This window comes from Streptomyces sp. SCSIO 75703, assembly GCF_036607905.1.
GTDB lineage: Bacteria > Actinomycetota > Actinomycetes > Streptomycetales > Streptomycetaceae > Streptomyces.
The window spans coordinates 5,155,054-5,172,033 of record NZ_CP144555.1 but is presented as its reverse complement, the minus strand read 5'-3'; the positions used below and the strand labels follow the sequence as shown (position 1 = coordinate 5,172,033).

At 73.7% G+C, this 16,980-nt stretch carries 13 protein-coding genes; 8 read left to right on the top strand and 5 right to left on the bottom strand.

Annotation, left to right across the window (positions count from 1 at the left end; genetic code table 11):
• The first annotated feature begins 7 nt into the window (after positions 1–7).
• From VM636_RS22700 to ybaK, 3 genes are all read left to right on the top strand, one after another.
• Entirely contained in the window at positions 8–1,585 is a 1,578-nt protein-coding gene (locus VM636_RS22700) for a hypothetical protein (RefSeq protein WP_030417883.1), read from the top strand.
• 996 nt (positions 1,586–2,581) lie between these two features.
• The gene (locus VM636_RS22695) at positions 2,582–3,319 is read left to right on the top strand and encodes an LON peptidase substrate-binding domain-containing protein (protein ID WP_030417882.1); all 738 of its coding nucleotides are present in this window, start codon (positions 2,582–2,584) and stop codon (positions 3,317–3,319) included.
• Between the two features lie 55 nt (positions 3,320–3,374).
• Positions 3,375–3,875, top strand: a complete 501-nt coding sequence (gene ybaK, locus VM636_RS22690; protein WP_030417881.1) for a Cys-tRNA(Pro) deacylase — start codon at positions 3,375–3,377, stop codon at positions 3,873–3,875.
• A gap of 27 nt (positions 3,876–3,902) precedes the next feature.
• On the opposite strand, the gene VM636_RS22685 is transcribed toward ybaK, so the two are convergent.
• The 4 genes from VM636_RS22685 to VM636_RS22670 form a co-directional block, all read right to left on the bottom strand.
• Complete coding sequence (locus tag VM636_RS22685) at positions 3,903–4,610, bottom strand: hypothetical protein (protein ID WP_053912609.1); 708 nt, start codon at positions 4,608–4,610, stop codon at positions 3,903–3,905.
• Between the two features lie 34 nt (positions 4,611–4,644).
• Complete coding sequence (locus VM636_RS22680) at positions 4,645–5,469, bottom strand: ABC transporter permease (protein ID WP_030417879.1); 825 nt, start codon at positions 5,467–5,469, stop codon at positions 4,645–4,647.
• A gap of 158 nt (positions 5,470–5,627) precedes the next feature.
• Complete coding sequence (locus VM636_RS22675) at positions 5,628–6,602, bottom strand: ABC transporter ATP-binding protein (protein WP_030417878.1); 975 nt, start codon at positions 6,600–6,602, stop codon at positions 5,628–5,630.
• 120 nt (positions 6,603–6,722) lie between these two features.
• The gene (locus tag VM636_RS22670; RefSeq protein WP_053912695.1) at positions 6,723–7,937 is read right to left on the bottom strand and encodes an NYN domain-containing protein; all 1,215 of its coding nucleotides are present in this window, start codon (positions 7,935–7,937) and stop codon (positions 6,723–6,725) included.
• Between the two features lie 225 nt (positions 7,938–8,162).
• Here VM636_RS22670 and VM636_RS22665 point away from each other — a divergent pair, with 225 nt between their 5' ends.
• Entirely contained in the window at positions 8,163–8,321 is a 159-nt protein-coding gene (locus VM636_RS22665; RefSeq protein WP_078855637.1) for a hypothetical protein, read from the top strand.
• An 85-nt stretch (positions 8,322–8,406) separates the two neighbouring features.
• Here the strand turns inward: VM636_RS22665 and dnaE are convergent, their stop codons facing one another.
• The gene (gene dnaE / locus VM636_RS22660) at positions 8,407–11,946 is read right to left on the bottom strand and encodes a DNA polymerase III subunit alpha (RefSeq protein WP_030417876.1); all 3,540 of its coding nucleotides are present in this window, start codon (positions 11,944–11,946) and stop codon (positions 8,407–8,409) included.
• A gap of 212 nt (positions 11,947–12,158) precedes the next feature.
• On the opposite strand from dnaE, the gene VM636_RS22655 reads away from it, so the two are divergent.
• From VM636_RS22655 to VM636_RS22640, 4 genes are all read left to right on the top strand, one after another.
• A complete protein-coding gene (locus VM636_RS22655) occupies positions 12,159–13,505 on the top strand; it encodes a DUF2252 domain-containing protein (RefSeq protein WP_338485486.1) in 1,347 nt (448 codons plus the stop codon).
• 78 nt (positions 13,506–13,583) lie between these two features.
• A complete protein-coding gene (locus VM636_RS22650) occupies positions 13,584–14,288 on the top strand; it encodes a hypothetical protein (RefSeq protein WP_030417874.1) in 705 nt (234 codons plus the stop codon).
• Between the two features lie 75 nt (positions 14,289–14,363).
• Positions 14,364–15,164 (top strand): DsbA family protein, encoded by an 801-nt coding sequence (locus VM636_RS22645; RefSeq protein ID WP_030417873.1) that lies wholly within the window; start codon positions 14,364–14,366, stop codon positions 15,162–15,164.
• 142 nt (positions 15,165–15,306) lie between these two features.
• Entirely contained in the window at positions 15,307–16,974 is a 1,668-nt protein-coding gene (locus tag VM636_RS22640; protein WP_338486427.1) for an alkaline phosphatase D family protein, read from the top strand.
• The last annotated feature ends 6 nt before the right edge of the window (positions 16,975–16,980 follow it).

Below are 16,980 nucleotides of genomic sequence, written 5' to 3'. Positions count from 1 at the left end.
ACACGCCGTGACCCAGGGGACCGGCCTGCGCGCCGCGGACCTGCCGGACGACCTGACCGCCGCCGAGGCCGGCATGTGGGAGGCGTTCCGCAACGGCAGCGTGTACGACCTCAGCCACGGGGACGCGCTCGTCGACGATCCGCACGGGGGCCACCCGTGGGGGCCGGAGCGGACGGTGCGGGCCCGCGTGGTGTGCCGGCTGCTGCTCGACGGTCCGCCGGCGCTCGCGGGCCGCGTCTCCTCGCTGCAACTGGTGGGGGTGCGCATCGAGGACTCCTTCGACCTGGCCGGCGGCACGGTGGTGCCGTACGTGGAACTGCGCCGGTGCCGTTTCGAGCGGGAGGTGCTGCTGCCGGAGACCCGGTTCACGACGCTGCGGATGGTGGACTGCGCGGTGCCGCGGCTGGAGGCGGCCCGGCTGCACACCGAGGGCGACCTGCACCTGCCGCGCTGCCGCTTCCTGCGGGGCATCCGGCTGACCGACGCGCAGATAGGCACCGACCTGCTGCTCAGCCAGGCGGTGGTGTACCGGGACCGCGGCGGCCGGTCCATCGCCGCGGACGGGCTGACCGTCGGGCAGGACCTCCAGGCGGAGCTGCTGGAGTCGCACGGCGAGATGAGCCTGCGCAGCGCCCAGGTCGGCGTGTCGCTGAGCCTGCGCGGCGCGCGCCTGCTGAACCCGTACACGCGGCACGCGCTCAACGCGCCCCGGCTGACCGTGGAGCGCACGCTGTACCTCAGCCCGGCGGGCCTCGAGGGGCCGATGCTGCGGGGCACGACGCCCCCGCAGGGGACGCGGGTGCAGCGGTTCGAGTGCCGGGGCGGGGTGCGGCTGGACGACGGCCGGTTCGGCGACGCCGTCGACTTCGAGCAGGCACGTTTCTCCTTCGCCGACGACCAGGAGCTGTCGCTGCGCCGGGTGCAGACGCCGGAGCTGCGCTTCCTGGGCGAGCGTCCGGCGCGCGGGCGGGTGGTCCTGTCGGGGGCGCGGGTGGTCAACCTGATGGACCGCGCCGACAGCTGGCCCGGCCCCGGCCGGCTGCACATGGGCGGTTTCGCCTACGAGACGCTGGTGCCGCGCGGCCCGTTCCCGCTGGAGAAGCGGCTGCGCTGGGTGGGGGCGGCGACGGCCGAGTACCACCCGGAGCCGTACGAGCGGCTGGCCGCCGTGCTACGGGCGGGCGGGGAGGACGAGGACGCCCGGGAGGTGCTCCTCGCCAAGCACCGCCGGCGCCGCGAGACGCTGCCGCTCGCCGCCAAGCTGGTGGGGTACGCCCAGGACTGGACGGTCGCCTACGGATACCGGCCGGGCCGGGCGGCGGTGTGGATGGCGGTGCTGTGGGCGGCGGGCACGGTCGCCTTCTCCCGCGCCGAGCATCCGCCGATCAAGAGCGACGAGCACCCGGACTGGAACCCGGCCCTGTTCGCCCTGGACCTCCTGCTGCCGGTGATCGACCTGGGCCAGGTGGGCTTCTGGCAGTTGCGCGGCGGCTGGCAGTGGCTGGCGGCGGTCCTGATCCTCCTCGGCTGGGTCCTCGCCACCACCGTCACCGCCGGCGTCACCCGCCTCCTGCGCCGCAACTGACCGCGCTGCCGGTGCGGGGCGGCTGCCGCGACCGGCGCGGCGGCACGGCGCCCGCCTGGCCCGTGTGACCGTGGCCCCCGTGGCCCCCGTGGCCCCCGTGGCGGCCAGCGTGGCCGGTGGGCCAGTGGCCCGTGGCCCGTGCGGCCCACGCGGCCCGCACAGCCCGTGGGGTCATGTGGCTCGTGCGGGGCCCGTGCCACTCGCGTGGCCCACGTGGCCCATGCGACCCACGCGGCCCGTACAGCCCATGCCACCCGCGTGGCCCATATGCGACCCGCATGGCCCGTGCAGCCCATGCGACCCGCGCAGCCCGTGGGGCCACGCGGCTCGTGCGATCCACGTGGCTCGTGCGGCCCGTGCGGCCCGTGCCACTCGCGTGGCCCGCGCAGCCCGTGGGGTCGCGTGGCCGTGCGACCCGTGCGGCGGCATGCCCGGCCTTCGCGGCCCGCGCGGGGCAGCGGGACGGCCACCGGCCGGAGGCGCCGACGGGCCCGGCGCGGGGCTCGCGACCCCAGGCCCCCGGGACGGACCGGGGAGCGGACTGCCCGGCTCGCCCCGCGCGCCGTCCCGGACCCGCCCCGCGCCCCGCGCCGCCCGGACCCGCACGGCCCCGTAAGGGGACCGCGGCCGGCACGACCTTCCGGCGGGGCCGGCCGGCGTACCGGCCGTGTCGCGTGCGTTTCTCCGGCGCGGACCGGCCACGGGCCGGGCCCCCGCGGCCGGTGCCGACGACGTGTTCCTCGACGCCCCCGGCGACCGGCCGGGCCCCGCCCCGGTGGCCGCGGCGCGCGGCGCCCACGGGCCGGCGGCCGACCGGCCCGTACGCCACCTCGTTCCCCTGGGACCGGGAGACGGACGACCCCCTCGGCCGGTTCCCCAGGCACGGGCGAACCCGCGGGGAACGACGCCCGGCGGGCGGGTGACGACGGGTTCCGGACATCCCCGCGGGGGGCGCGGCGGTCGCGGCGGCCCCGGCGAGCATTAGGCTTCTGCGTCGTGACCACCGTCCGGCTCCCCCTCTTCCCCCTCAACTCGGTGCTCTTCCCGGGACTGGTGCTCCCGCTCAACATCTTCGAGGAGCGCTATCGCGCCATGATGCGCGAGCTGCTGAAGGCGCCCGAGGACGAGCGCCGGTTCGCCGTCGTGGCGATCCGCGACGGCCACGAGGTGGCCCCCAGCGCCCCCGGCATGCCCGATCCCACGGCCCGGCCCGAGCGCGGTCCGGCGGCCGGCTTCGGCGCCGACCCCGCCGACGCCTTCCACAAGGTCGGCTGCGTGGCGGACGCGGCGACCGTCCGCGAGCGGCCCGACGGCACCTTCGAGGTGCTGGCGACCGGGACCACCCGGGTGCGGCTGACCTCCGTGGACGCCTCCGGCGACTTCCTCACCGCCGCCCTGGAACCGCTGGCCGAGGACCCCGGGGACGAGTCGGGGGCGCTCGCCGAGGGCGTGCTGCGCTCCTTCCGGCAGTACCAGCGGCGGCTGGCGGGGGCGCGCGAGCGGACCCTGGCCACCAGCGGGGACCTCCCGGACGACCCGGGTGTGGTCTCGTACCTGGTGGCCGCCGCGATGATGCTCGACACGCCGACCAAGCAGCGGCTGCTCCAGGCGCCCGACACCGCGTCCCGGCTCCGCGACGAACTGCGGCTGCTGCGGTCCGAGACGGCGATCATCCGCCATCTGCCGTCGCTGCCCGCGGCGAACCTGACACACGGGCCGACCAGCCACAACTGAGGCGTCCCGGGCGACGGGCGTCCGGCGACGAGTACCACAAAGGGGGCCACACCGGATGGCGAGGAAGGCGAACAGGCGGCAGCAGGGCGGCACGCCCGCGACGGTCGCGCTCACGGCGGCCGGGGTGCCCGGCACCGTGCACTCCTACGACCACGACCCGGCCCACCCGTCCTTCGGGCAGGAGGCGGCCGAGGCGATGGGCGTCCCGCCGGAACAGGTTTTCAAGACGCTGATCGCCGACGTGGACGGGGCGCTGACGGTCGCCGTGGTACCGGTGGCGGGCCGGCTCGACCTGAAGGCGCTGGCCTCGGCGGTGGGCGGCAAGCGGGCGGCGATGGCCGACCCGGCGCTGGCCGAGCGCGCCACGGGGTACGTGCGGGGCGGCATCTCGCCGCTCGGGCAGCGCAAGCGGCTGCCGACGGTACTGGACTCCTCGGCGTCGGAGCACGAGACGATCCGCGTCTCGGCGGGCCGCCGGGGCCTGGAGATCGAACTGTCCCCGGCCGATCTGGCCCGGCTGACGGACGCGGTCCTCGCCCCGATCGGCCGGATGTGACCCGCGCGGCGGTGGCCGGGGCGGGGCCTACGCGGGCGGGCCGCCGTACGGGCCCTGCCCCGGGGCCTCGCCCAGGGTGGTCGGACCGGGCGGGAACGGTTCGGGGTCCCGGGGGCCGAAGAGACCGGTCAGCCCGAGGTGGACCAGGAGCGCGGCCAGCGGCCAGACCAGCAGGGCGCCCTTCGCGCGCAGCTTGAGCGGCGCCGCGAACGTCACTCCTTTGCCGGCCTGCCGGGCGTGCGCGATCAGGTCCTGGGTGGGCCCGAGCCAGACCCCGACCCGCCAGGCCAGCAGCGAGGCGAGCAGCCCGCCGACGCCCAGCGACACCACCAGCGGCACCCCGCCGCGCCGGCGCAGCAGGAAGACGACGGCCCCGCAGAGGGCCCCGAAGGCGAGCGCGAGCAGGATGAAGGTGGCGTCGATGCCGATGGCCTGCTCGCCCTCGGAGTCCTTGACGTAGACCACCCAGTTGCCGCCGGACTCGTCGCCGACCAGCGGCAGGGTCGGGGCCAGCCGCCACCACAGGACGCCGAGCAGCGCGCCGGAGAGCACCACGGCCACCCCGGCCACCACGGCCTGCCGTACTTCGGTCAGCATCCCTGGGCCGTCCTGTTCGCCGTCGGGGTCGTAGGCCGTGCCGGGCGCGGGGTCACCGGCCGGCGGCGGCACCGGTCCGTCCGGGTACGACGGGTGTCCGTTCGGAGGCTGCGGCGGCGGAGTCAGAGGCGCGGTCACCCGGACATGGTGCCAAACTCGCGGGTGCCGCGCGTCACCGGACGGCCGCCCGGCGGTACGCCCAGGTGGCGACCGCCAGCGAGAGCACGCCGACCATCCCGCACACGGCGAGGTCGCCGAGGACGTACGCCCAGTCGGGCCGCCCGGCGAAGGTGCGCGCGAACGCCTCCACGCCGTAGGTGGAGGGCAGCAGGTCGCGGGCGAACCGGACCGCCTCCGGCATCCGCTCGGCCGGCAGCACGCCCAGCAGCAGCGCCGCCGACATGCCGAGCTGGCCCAGCAGGGTGGCCAGTTCCGGCCGCGGCGCCAGCAGGCCGAGGGCCGCGCCCAGACCGGCGAGCGCGGCGCCCGCCAGCGGGATCACGGCGGCCAGCACCCACAGGTGGGTCAGCGGCAGCCCGAAGAGGAGGCAGCCGAAGACCGCGGTCACCACGGTCCCCGGCGCGGTGAAGGACGCGTACGCGCCCGCCGCGCCCAGCACCACGGCGGCCGGCGGCACCGGCAGGGTGGCGTAGTGGTCGAGCCCGCCGCTGGCCCGGAGCTGGCCGAAGTACTGGGCGAGCAGGTTGAGCGCGACGAAGGCGACGACCAGCACCGAGGAGCCGGCGACCACGGCCCGTGCCTCCTCGCCGCCGTCCACCACGCCGCGCATGAGGATCATGATGCCGACGGACTGGAAGGTGGCCACGAAGAGCAGCGGGATGCGGGCGACCCGGGCGCGCGAGAGCTGCGCCCGGTAGACGGCGGCCAGGGACGGCCACAGCCGGGCGCGGGGGCCCAGTTCGGCGGCGTCGTCGGCGCCCGGCTCGTCGGCGGCCAGGGCTCCGCCCGGCAGGACATCGGCGGGTACGACACTCACGTCGCGCTGCTCCCCTTCACCAGTCGTCTCACCCGTCGTCGCCGAGCCGGTCTCCGCGCCGGGCGCCGCCGGGCCGCTCTCCCCCGGCCCCCACCGGGCGGGGGCGCTTCCCCCGTCCGGTACGGACGCGGCGGGCCGGGGTCTCACCGCTCCCGTGTTCACGCCTTCACCAGCCCCTGGCGCGCGGCGCCGCCCAGCGCCAGGTAGACGTCCTCCAGGCTGGGCGTGGCGAGGGTGAAGTCGTCCAGGGCGGCGAAGGCGGCCCCGCCGGTGACGGTGGCGACGACCGCGCGGGCCTCCTCCGGGGCGAGCCGCAGCGTCCAGCGGCGGCCCGAGGCGGCGGCCCGGTCGCGCAGGGCGGCGACCTCGGGGACGTGCAGGGGGGCGCTCTCGCGCCACACCAGGTCGACGCGGACCTCGCCGGCGACCTTCTCCTTGAGCCCGGACGGCGTGTCGCAGGCGATCACGCGGCCCCGGTCGAGGACGGCGACGCGGTCGAGGACGGTCTCGGCCTCGATGACGTTGTGGGTGACGAGCAGGACGGTGGTGCCGTGCTCGGCGCGGCGGCGGTCGACGGCGGACCAGACGGCGCGGCGGGCGACGGGGTCCATGCCGGTGGTGGGTTCGTCCAGGACGAGGAGGGGCCGCTCGCCCACCAGGGCGGCGGCGAAGCAGGCGAGCCGGCGCTGTCCGCCGGAGAGTTTCTTCAGCGGGCGGCCGGCGAGCGGGGCGAGGCCCAGTTCGTCGAGGACGGCGTCGCGCTCGGCGCGGGCGGCGCGGGCGTCCAGTCCGCGCAGCCGTCCGGTGGTCTCGGCGGCGAGGGAGACGGTCAGCTCGTCCAGGGCGGTGGACTCCTGGCCGAGGTAGGCGAGGAGGCGGGAGGCGCGCTCGGGGTGGCGCACGATGTCGTGTCCGAGGATGCCCACCCGGCCGCGGTCGGGCCGCATCAGTCCGGTGAGCTGGCGGACGAGGGTGGACTTGCCGGCGCCGTTGGGCCCGAGCAGTCCGAAGATCTCACCGCGGTGGATGTCCAGGGAGACGTCGTCGGTGGCGCGGACCTCGGGGGCGGCGGGGACGCCGCGCCGGCCGCGTACCGCCGGATAGGTCTTGGCCAGTCCGCGCACCCGGCACACGGCAGCGCCGCCGGACCGGGGTGCCTGGGGGATGCGCGTACTCACAAGGGACGAGACTACGGGGTCGGCCGCCCCGGCCCGTCCTCGGGGCCGCCCGGACGGGTCGCGGGTCCCCGGGGGTCATTCGCCGGCGGGGGCGCGTTCGGTCGCCGTGCGCTGGTCGATCTCGCGCCAGAATCCGGCCCGGATGGCGTACCGGTCGTGCTCGTCGATCTGGTCGTCCTTGTGGGCGAGCAGGCCGAAGCGGGCCGCGTACCGCAGCAGTTCCCCGTCGACGCGGTGCGGGATGCGGGGGTACATGCCGGAGAGCCGCTGGAGGTGACTCTGGTCGCCGAGGCGTTCCACCCAGCGGCGGGCGAAGACCTGGCCGACCTCGTAGGGGTCGCCGCCGACGGTGGTGATGTCCTCCTCGCGGTCGGCCCAGCGCTGCTCGGCGGTGGTGAGCTGGGCGAGGGTCGGCATGGAGAGCGCCTCGGGCGGCTCGGCCGCGGGCCGGTCCACCCAGCCCTTGTCGGAGGACCAGCGCAGGGTGGCGGTCGGGGGGTGCGGGGCGGGGTGGCCGCCGGGGGCGCGCAGCGCGGCGAGGTCCTTGGGGGTGGGGACGCCCTTGGCGGGCGGTACGCGCTCCTCGGTGCCATTGCGCGCGGCGGCGGGGGCGGCCGGGTGGCGGCGTTCCCCGGCGGGGCGTTCGGTGGTGCCGGGGAGGGCGGACTCGGGCAGCGGCGCGGAGAGGATCGCGGCGATCTCGGGGCGGGGCGCCGGGGGCGGGGCGCAGACGCCGCCGAGTTCCTTGGGGCGGACGGCGCCGGTGATCCAGGCCCGGTCCAGGACGCGGCGTTCGTCGGCCTCGGCGACCAGGTCCTCGGACTGGTTGTAGTCGCCGTCGGCGGCCTGCACGGCCCACAGGTGGACGGCGACGCCGTGCTCTTTGGCGGCCATCATGCCCGGCAGCAGGTCGCCGTCGCCGGTGACCAGGACGATGTCGGAGCAGGCGCGGTTGCGGGCCAGCTCGGTCAGCTCGGCGTGCATGGCGGCGTCCACGCCCTTCTGCGCCCACCGTCCGTCACTGCGGGTGAGGGCGCCCAGCCGGACGGTGACCCGGGGCATGACGCGCAGCCGGCGGTGTTCGGGCTGCGGGACGCGGTCGGGGGCGCCGTCGAACCAGTAGATGCGCAGCAGCGGCTGCCGGGTGTCCGACTCGGCGCGCTCGCGCAGTCCCTGGACGAGGGCGGTGTGGTCGACGGTGATGCGGGAACGCGACGGCTCACCGGCGAGGAGACTGGCGGCGGCCCCCAGCAGATACCCGGCGTCCACCAGGACGATGCAGCGGTCCACGTGGTCCACCCTCTTTCCGGGAGGTTTGCTTCGGGCTTCCTTCGAGTCTGCCCGACCGTGCGGGGGTTAACGTGTCCGAACTCGATCTTCGGCGTGGCGTGTGCGCACCGCACGGCCCGACCAGCCCTGTCACGCACGGTAATTGTCCAACATGCGCTTCTTGTCAGGTTATGTGAATCTGGTCGCGGCCCTGGCCCCTAGATCCCCCTCAGGAGGCAGATCACCATGGCCAAGAACAAGAATCGTGATCGTAAGCAGCCCCGGACCGAACGCGGCGCGCCGCAGGACCGGCCGGCCGGCCGAGAGGCGGACGAGCACACGCCGCAGGTGACCCCCGGCGACATGGACTCCCGCAAGCGGCAGAAGCGCTTCGGGCACAACTGATCACCGCGTCACGGACGGTGACCGTCCGAAGACGCCCGAAGGGGCGCGCCCGGATGCCGGGCGCGCCCCTTCGCGTCGGCGCGGCTCAGCCGGCCAGGCAGGACGGGCCGAGCAGCACCTTGAGGTCGCCGAAGAGGGCTGGGTCCGGCTTCACCCGGTGCCGGTCCAGGCGCAGCACGGTGGTCTTGGTCGGGCCCTGGAGCCTGATCCGGACCTCGCTGTCGCCCTTGTGGTGGGTGAGGATCTCGCCGAGCCGGCTGACCATGGGCGGGGTGACCCGGGTGGCGGGGATGGTGAGGACCACGGGGGCGTTGGTGCCGGCGTTCGACAGGTCGGGGACCTGGAGTTCCATGGCGACCAGCCGGGGCACGTCCTCGCGCTTGTCGAGGCGGCCCTTGACGAAGACCACGGCGTCCTCGACGAGTTGGGTGGAGACCAACTGGTAGGTGGCCGGGAAGAACATGCACTCGATGGCGCCGGCGAGGTCCTCGACGGTGGCGATGGCCCAGGCGTTGCCCTGCTTGGTCATCTTGCGCTGGAGCCCGGAGATGATGCCGCCGATGGTGACGACCGCGCCGTCGCCGAAGTCGCCGCCGGTGAGCTGGGAGATGCCCGCGTCGGCCTTGTCGGCGAGCACGTGCTCCAGCCCGAAGAGCGGGTGGTTGGAGACGTAGAGGCCGAGCATCTCGCGCTCCTGGGCGAGGAGGTAGGTCTTCTCCCACTCGTCGTCGGCGAAGACGACGTCCAGCCCGAAGCCCGGTTCGTCGCCCTGCTCGTCGCCCATGCCGCCGAAGAGGTCGAACTGCCCCTCGGCCTCCTTGCGCTTGACCGCGACCACGTTGTCGATCATCGGCTCGTACTGCGCGGTGAGGCCCTTGCGGGTGTGCCCCAGGGTGTCGAAGGCGCCGGCCTTGATCAGCGACTCGGTGGTCCGCTTGTTGCAGACCACGGCGTCGACCTTGTCCAGGTAGTCCGGGAAGGAGGAGTACTTCCCCTTGGCCTTGCGGCAGCGGATGATCGACTCGACCACGTTGGTGCCGACGTTGCGCACGGCGGAGAGGCCGAAGAGGATCACGTCGTCGCCCTGGGCGGCGAAGTTGGACTCGGACTCGTTGACGTTGGGCGGCAGCACCCGGATGCCCATGTGCCGGCACTCGTTGAGGTAGACCGCCGACTTGTCCTTGTCGTCCTTGACCGAGGTGAGCAGCGCGGCCATGTACTCGGCCGGGTGGTTGGCCTTCAGGTAGGCGGTCCAGTAGGAGACCAGTCCGTACGCGGCCGAGTGCGCCTTGTTGAACGCGTATCCGGCGAACGGGACCAGCACGTCCCAGAGCCCCTGGATGGCTCCGTCGCTGTACCCGTTCTTGCGGGCGCCGGCCTGGAAGATGACGAAGTTCTTCTCCAGTTCCTCCGGCTTCTTCTTGCCCATCACGCGGCGGAGGATGTCGGCCTCGCCGAGCGAGTAGCCGGCGATGATCTGGGCGGCCTTCTGCACCTGCTCCTGGTAGACGATCAGGCCGTAGGTGACGTCCAGGACCTCCTTGAGCGGCTCCTCCAGCTCCGGGTGGATGGGCGTGATCTCCTGCTGGCCGTTCTTGCGCAGGGCGTAGTTGATGTGCGAGTTCATGCCCATCGGGCCCGGCCGGTACAGGGCGGAGACGGCGGAGATGTCCTCGAAGTTGTCGGGCTTCATCATGCGCAGCAGGGAGCGCATGGGGCCGCCGTCGAACTGGAAGACGCCGAGGGTGTCGCCGCGCTGGAGCAGTTCGAAGGTGGTCGGGTCGTCGAGCGGGAGGCTGAGGAGATCGATGTCGATCCCCTTGTTGGACTTCACCATCTTGACGGCGTCGTCCATGATCGTGAGGTTGCGCAGGCCGAGGAAGTCCATCTTCAGCAGGCCGAGCGACTCGCAGCTCGGGTAGTCCCACTGCGTGATGGTGACCTGGTCCGAGTGCCTGACCCAGACGGGGACGTGGTCGGTGATGGTCTCGCTGGACATGATGACGCCGGCGGCGTGCACGCCCATCTGCCGCACCAGGCCCTCGACACCCTTCGCGGTGTCGATGACCTTCTTCACGTCCGGTTCGTTCTCGTACATCGCCCGGACCTCGCCCGCCTCGGAGTAGCGGGGGTGCTCGGGGTTGGTGATGCCGTCGAGGTTGATGCCCTTGCCGAGGACGTCGGCGGGCATGGCCTTGGTGATGCGGTCGCCCATCGCGTACGGGTAGCCCAGCACGCGCGCGGAGTCCTTGATGGCGTTCTTGGCCTTGATGGTGCCGTAGGTGCCGATCATGGCGACCTTGTCGGCGCCGTACTTCTCGGTCACGTACCGGATCACCTCGACGCGCCTGCGCTCGTCGAAGTCGATGTCGACGTCGGGCATGGAGACGCGCTCGGGGTTGAGGAACCGCTCGAAGATCAGTCCGTGCGGGATGGGGTCGAGGTCGGTGATGCCCATCGCGTACGCCACGATCGAGCCGGCCGCGGAGCCGCGGCCGGGGCCGACGGCGATGCCCTGGTTCTTCGCCCACATGATGAAGTCGGCGACCACGAGGAAGTACCCCGGGAAGCCCATCTGGATGATGACGTCCATCTCGTACTCGGCCTGCTTCTGCCGGTCCTCGGGGACGCCGCCGGGGAAGCGGCGGGCCATCCCGCGGCGGACCTCCTCCTGGAACCAGGTGACCTCGGTGTGGCCGTCCGGGATGTCGAACTTCGGCATCAGGTCGCGCTTGTCGAACATGCCGGTGGTGTCGACCATCTCGGCGACCAGGCGCGTGTTGGCGCACCCCTCCTGCCAGGCGTCGGAGGAGTCGATGGCGTACATCTCGTCCGTGGACTTCAGGTAGTAGCCGGTGCCGTCGAACTTGAAGCGGTCCGGGTCGGAGAGGTTCTTGCCGGTCTGGATGCACAGCAGGGCGTCGTGGGCGGTCGCCTCGTGCGCGTAGGTGTAGTGCGAGTCGTTGGTGACCAGCGGCGGGATGCCGAGCTTCCTGCCGATCTCCAGGAGGCCGTCGCGGACCCGGTGCTCGATGTCGATGCCGTGGTCCATCAGCTCCAGGAAGTACCGGTCCTTGCCGAAGATGTCCTGGTAGTCGGAGGCCGCCTTCAGCGCCTCGTCGAAGTGGCCGAGGCGCAGCCGGGTCTGGATCTCGCCGGAGGGGCAGCCGGTGGAGGCGACGATCCCCTCGGACCACTGGGAGATGGTCTCCTTGTCCATCCGCGGCCACTTCTGCAGCCAGCCCTCGGCGTACGCGTCGGAGGAGAGGCGGAAGAGGTTGTGCAGTCCGGTGCGGTCCACCGCCCACATGGTCTTGTGGGTGTAACCGCCAGAGCCGGAGACGTCGTCGCGCTTCTGGTGCGGCTGGCCCCACTGGATCTTCCGCTTGTTGCGGCGCGACTCGGGCGCCACGTACGCCTCGATGCCGATGATCGGGGTGACCCCGGCCTTCTGCGCGGAGTGGAAGAAGTCGTACGCGCCGTGCAGGTTGCCGTGGTCGGACATGGCGATGTGCGTCATGCCCATCTCGTTGCACGCGTCGAACATGTCCTTCAGCCGCGCGGCACCGTCCAGCAGCGAGTACTGGGTGTGGACGTGCAGGTGCGTGAACGGCGCCTTGGACACGGGCGGCCTCCTGGGAGAACTGCGGGCGACGGGCTGCGGACAGTCCGGGGGGTCAGCGTCGAAGTCTATGCCGCGGGACCGACACCGCGGGGGCTGCCCCGCGCTCCTTCCCGCGGGGGATCACGGGCACTCCCGTTCCCCCTCGCACGTTGGTCCGCGTGAAGGCTCCGCTCCACCCGTCACGCACCACCCGCGTCAGGAGGCACCCGGCGATGTCGGCCCCGCAGCTCGACGACGAGCACCGCGGCGAGGAGATCCTCGCCGTCTTCGACACCGCCTTCGGCGAGCAGCTCGCCGCCGACCCCGCCGCGTTCCGGGTCACCTTCCGGAGGATGGCGGCCTCGGCCTTCGCGTTCCACCGGGGCGCGGCGTGCCTCTTCCACCACGACCTGGACCGGGAGGCCCCGCGCGGCACCGGCAGCGCCCACCACGCCCCCTACCTGGACGAGCGGACCTCCCGGGTGTGGATCCACGGCGATCTGCACGCGGGGAGCTTCGGCACCCGCATGGACGCCACCGGCCGCCTCGTCCTCGGCGTCAACGACTTCGACGAGGCGTACGTCGGCCCCTTCACCTGGGACCTCAAGCGCCTCGCGGCCTCCGTCGCGCTGATCGGGTACGCGAAGGCGCTCTCCGACGAGCAGATCTCCGGGCTGGTGCGGGGCTGCGCCGCCGCGTACCGGGCACGGATCCACGCGCTGGCCACCGGCGCCGCAAGCGACGAGGTCCCGCCCCTCACCCTGGACACCGCCGAGGGCCCGCTGCTGGACGTGCTGCGCGACGCCCGCTCGCTGACCCGGTCCGGGCTGCTGGACTCGATGACCGAGATCCGCGACTTCGAGCGCCGCTTCGCGCCCGGCGCCGGCTCGGTCGAGCTGGACGCGGCCACGCGGTACAAGGTGCTGGACGCCTTCGACGGGTACCTGGAGACGCTGCCGGAGTCCTCGCCGACCCGTCCGGACTCCTACCGGGTCAAGGACATCATGGGGCGCCGGGGCATCGGCATCGGCTCGGCCGGCCCGCCGTCGTACGACATCCTGCTGGAGGGCGCCAGCGACGCCCTGGAGAACGACGTCGTGATCCGCGTCAGGCAGGGCCGGACCCCGGCGGTCTCCCGGCACGTCACCGACCCGGCGATCCGCGACCGCTTCCGGCACGAGGGGCACCGCACGGTGATCTCCCAGCGGGCCCTCCAGGCGCACGCCGACCCGTGGCTGGGCTGGACCGAGCTGGACGGCGCGGGCCGGTTCGTCGCCGAGGTCTCGCCGTACGCCGTGGACCTGGACTGGGACGACATCGACGACCCGGAGGAGATCGCCGGGGTGGTCGCCGACCTGGGCCGGGCCACCGCCACCCTGCACGCGGCGGCCGACGACCGGTCCGGAAAGTCCCCAGTGCCCTTCTCCACCGAGCGGGCCATCGACGCGGCGATCGCGGCCGACGAGGAGGGCTTCGCCCCGCTCCTGGTCGACTTCGCCCACTCCTACGGGGCCCGCGCGCGGGCCGACCACCAGATCTTCGCCGGCCTCATCCGCAACGGCCGCATCCCCGGACTGTGACCGTGGCCCGCCTCACAGAAGTCACAGGAAGCCTTTAGGGGCCTCTTACCGGCCCGCATGACACACTCGGACCTCGATATGGACATTTCCGGGACCCCCCTCAGACTCGCGCGCGCGGCGCTGTTCACGGCACTCGTCGTGACGCTCGGCACCGCGTCGCACGTGCTGCTGTCCGGGGTCCCGCTGCCGGTGCGCACGGTGGCGGCGGTCACCGCCGCCGTGTTCGTCACGGCCTACGCGCTCGCCGGCCGCGAGCGCGGCTTCGGGCGGATCGCCGCCCTGCTGGTCCCGCTGGAGCTGGCCGCCGACACGGTCTTCACCACCGGTCAGCACCTGTGCTACGGACCGGTGGGCGGCCCCGTCGCCGGCCCGCTGCGCTCCGTCGGCCTCGACGTGCTGTGCGGCGACGGCACCGGTCTGGGGGCGCTCGGCGCCTCCCCGCTGACCCGGGTGACCGGGGCCGAGAGCGAGCGGCTCGCGGCCCTGCTCGCCCACGCCGACCCCGCCACCGCCTGGCTGCTGCTCGGCGCGCACGTCGGGGTCGGGCTGCTCGCGGCGGCCTGGCTGCGCCGGGGCGAGCGGGCGCTCGCCCAGTTGCTGCGCGCCGTGGCCGCCACCACCTTCCGGCCGCTGCTGGTCGCCGTGGCCGCCGTCGCCGTGCGGCAGACCCCGGCGCCCGGCCGCCCGGCCCCCGCGCCGGGGCTGCCGGCCCTCGCCCGCGAGCTGATCCGCACCCACTGCCTGGGACGGCGGGGTCCGCCGTGCTCGGTCGCCTTCGCGTGACCTTCCGAGCACCGCAGACCCCCTTTCGACCACCCCGCACACGCCCGTGTGCGCGTCCCCGGAGAGAACACCACCATGAGCAAGCGGAACAGTCAGTCGGCGAAGACGGCGGCGCGTGAGCGGCTGCGCCTGGAGCGCGAGCGCCAGGCCAAGCGCGACAAGGTCAAGCGCCAGATCGTCGTGGCCTGCTCCATCGTCGGCGTGCTGGCGATAGCCGGCGGCATCGGCTACGCGGTCGTGCAGGGCAACAAGCCCTCGGCGTGGGAGGCGGCGGCCGAGGCCAAGGTCGTGGCGCCCGCCAACACCTCGGGCAAGGACGGCACCACCGTCCTGCTCGGCGACTCCACCACGGACAACGTGGTCCACCTCTACGAGGACCCGCGCTGCCCGGCCTGCGCCTCCTTCGAGCAGGGCCTCGGCGAGACCGTCAACAAGGGCATGAAGGACGGCGACTACAAGCTCTCCTTCACCATCGGCACCTTCCTGGACAACAACCTCACCGGTGACGGGTCCAAGAACGCGCTCAGCGCGCTCGGCGCCGCCCTGAACGTGGGCCCCGACGCCTTCCTGGAGTACAAGGCCGCCCTGTTCTCCGAGAAGTACCACCCCTCGGAGTCGACCGACGAGTTCGCCAAGGACTCCTACCTGATCGAGGTGGCCGACACGGTCGATGCCCTCAAGGACAACAAGAAGTTCCAGGAGGACCTGGAGAAGGGCACCTACGACGCCTGGGCGATGCGGATGAGCAAGTCCTTCGACAACGCCGAGGGCGTCGAGTCGACCCCGACCGTCAAGATCAACGACAAGGTGATCGAGAACCCGGGCAGCGTCGAGGGATGGCAGGCCGCGCTCAAGGAGGCCGGCGTCACCAAGTGACCCCGGGCTGAGCCGGCCGGGCGGTGACGCCCCGGCCACTTCGCACCGGCGGGCGGGCGAACTTCCCCCTTTCGCCCGCCCGTTGGCGTACCCGTCAGTAATCTGATGGCCCGTGACCAGTCGACGCAGATCATCAGACCACATCGACCCCACGAACCCCACCGGTCCCAGCGACCCCACCGGTCGCGGGATCCCGAGCCGCCGCACCGTCGTCAAGGCCGCCGCGGCCGGCGCCGTCCTGGCGGCCCCCCTCGCCGCCGCCCTCCCGGCCGGCGCCGCCGGCCGGGCCCCCGCCTTCCTGCACGGCGTGGCCTCCGGCGACCCGCTGCCCGACGGCGTGCTGCTGTGGACCCGGGTGACCCCGGTCCCGGAGGCGCTGCCCGGATCGGGCGCCGGACCCGATACCGAGGTCGCCTGGACCGTCGCCGCGGACCGGGCGTTCACCCGGATCGTCGCCCGGGGGACGGTCACCGCGACCGCCTCCGGCGACCACACCGTCAAGGCCGACGTGCGCGGCCTGGCCCCCGCCACCGACTACTGGTACCGCTTCTCCGCCGGCGGCACCGACTCCCCCGCCGGCCGCACCCGCACCGCGCCCGCCGCCGACGCGAACGTCGCGGGGCTCCGCTTCGGCGTGGTCTCCTGCGCCAACTGGGAGGCCGGCTACTTCTCCGCCTACCGCCACCTCGCGGCCCGCGGCGACCTGGACGCCTGGCTCCACCTGGGCGACTACCTCTACGAGTACGGCACCGGCGACTACGGCACCCGCGGCACCGTCGTCCGCCCCCACACCCCCGCCCACGAGATCCTCACCCTCGCCGACTACCGCGCCCGGCACGCTCGCCACAAGACCGACCCCGACCTCCAGGCGCTGCACGCCGCGGCGCCGGTGGTGGCGATCTGGGACGACCACGAGTTCGCCAACGACACCTGGGCGGGCGGCGCGGAGAACCACACGGAGGGCGCAGAGGGCGCCTGGCCGGACCGGCAGGCCGCCGCCAAGCGGGCCTACTTCGAGTGGATGCCGGTCCGCCCGGCCCTCGCCGGCACCACCTACCGCCGGCTGCGCTTCGGCCGCCTCGCCGACCTCTCGCTGCTGGACCTGCGTTCCTTCCGCTCCCGGCAGGCCGCCTTCGGCGCCGGGGAGGTGGACGACCCGGACCGCACGCTGACCGGCCGGGCCCAACTGGACTGGCTCAAGGCGGGGCTGGCCTCCTCCGACACCGGCTGGCGGCTGGTCGGCAACTCGGTGATGATCTCGCCGTTCGCCATCGGCTCGCTGTCGGCGACCCTGCTGCGCCCGCTGGCCGAGCTGCTGGGCCTGCCCCGCGAGGGCCTCGCCGTCAACCCGGACCAGTGGGACGGCTACACCGCCGACCGGCGCGAACTGCTCGGCCACCTGCGTGCCCACGGCGTCCGCAACACCGTCTTCCTGACCGGCGACATCCACATGGCCTGGGCCAACGACGTGCCGTACGAGGCGGGCACCTACCCGCTCTCCGGCTCGGCCGCCACCGAGTTCGTCGTCACGTCGGTGACCTCGGACAACCTCGACGACATCCTCCGGGTCCGCGAGGGCACCGTGTCGGCCGTCGCGGCGCCGGCGATCCGGGCCGCGAACCGGCACGTCCACTGGGTCGACACCGACCGGCACGGCTACGGCGTGCTGGACCTCACCGCCGAGCGGGCCCAGATGGACTACTACGCGCTCTCCGACCGGACCGACCCGGCGGCGACGTCGTCCTGGGTGCGCTCCTACCGCACGCGCAGCGGCACGCAGAGGGTGGAGCGGGTGCACTCCCCCGTCTGACCGGCC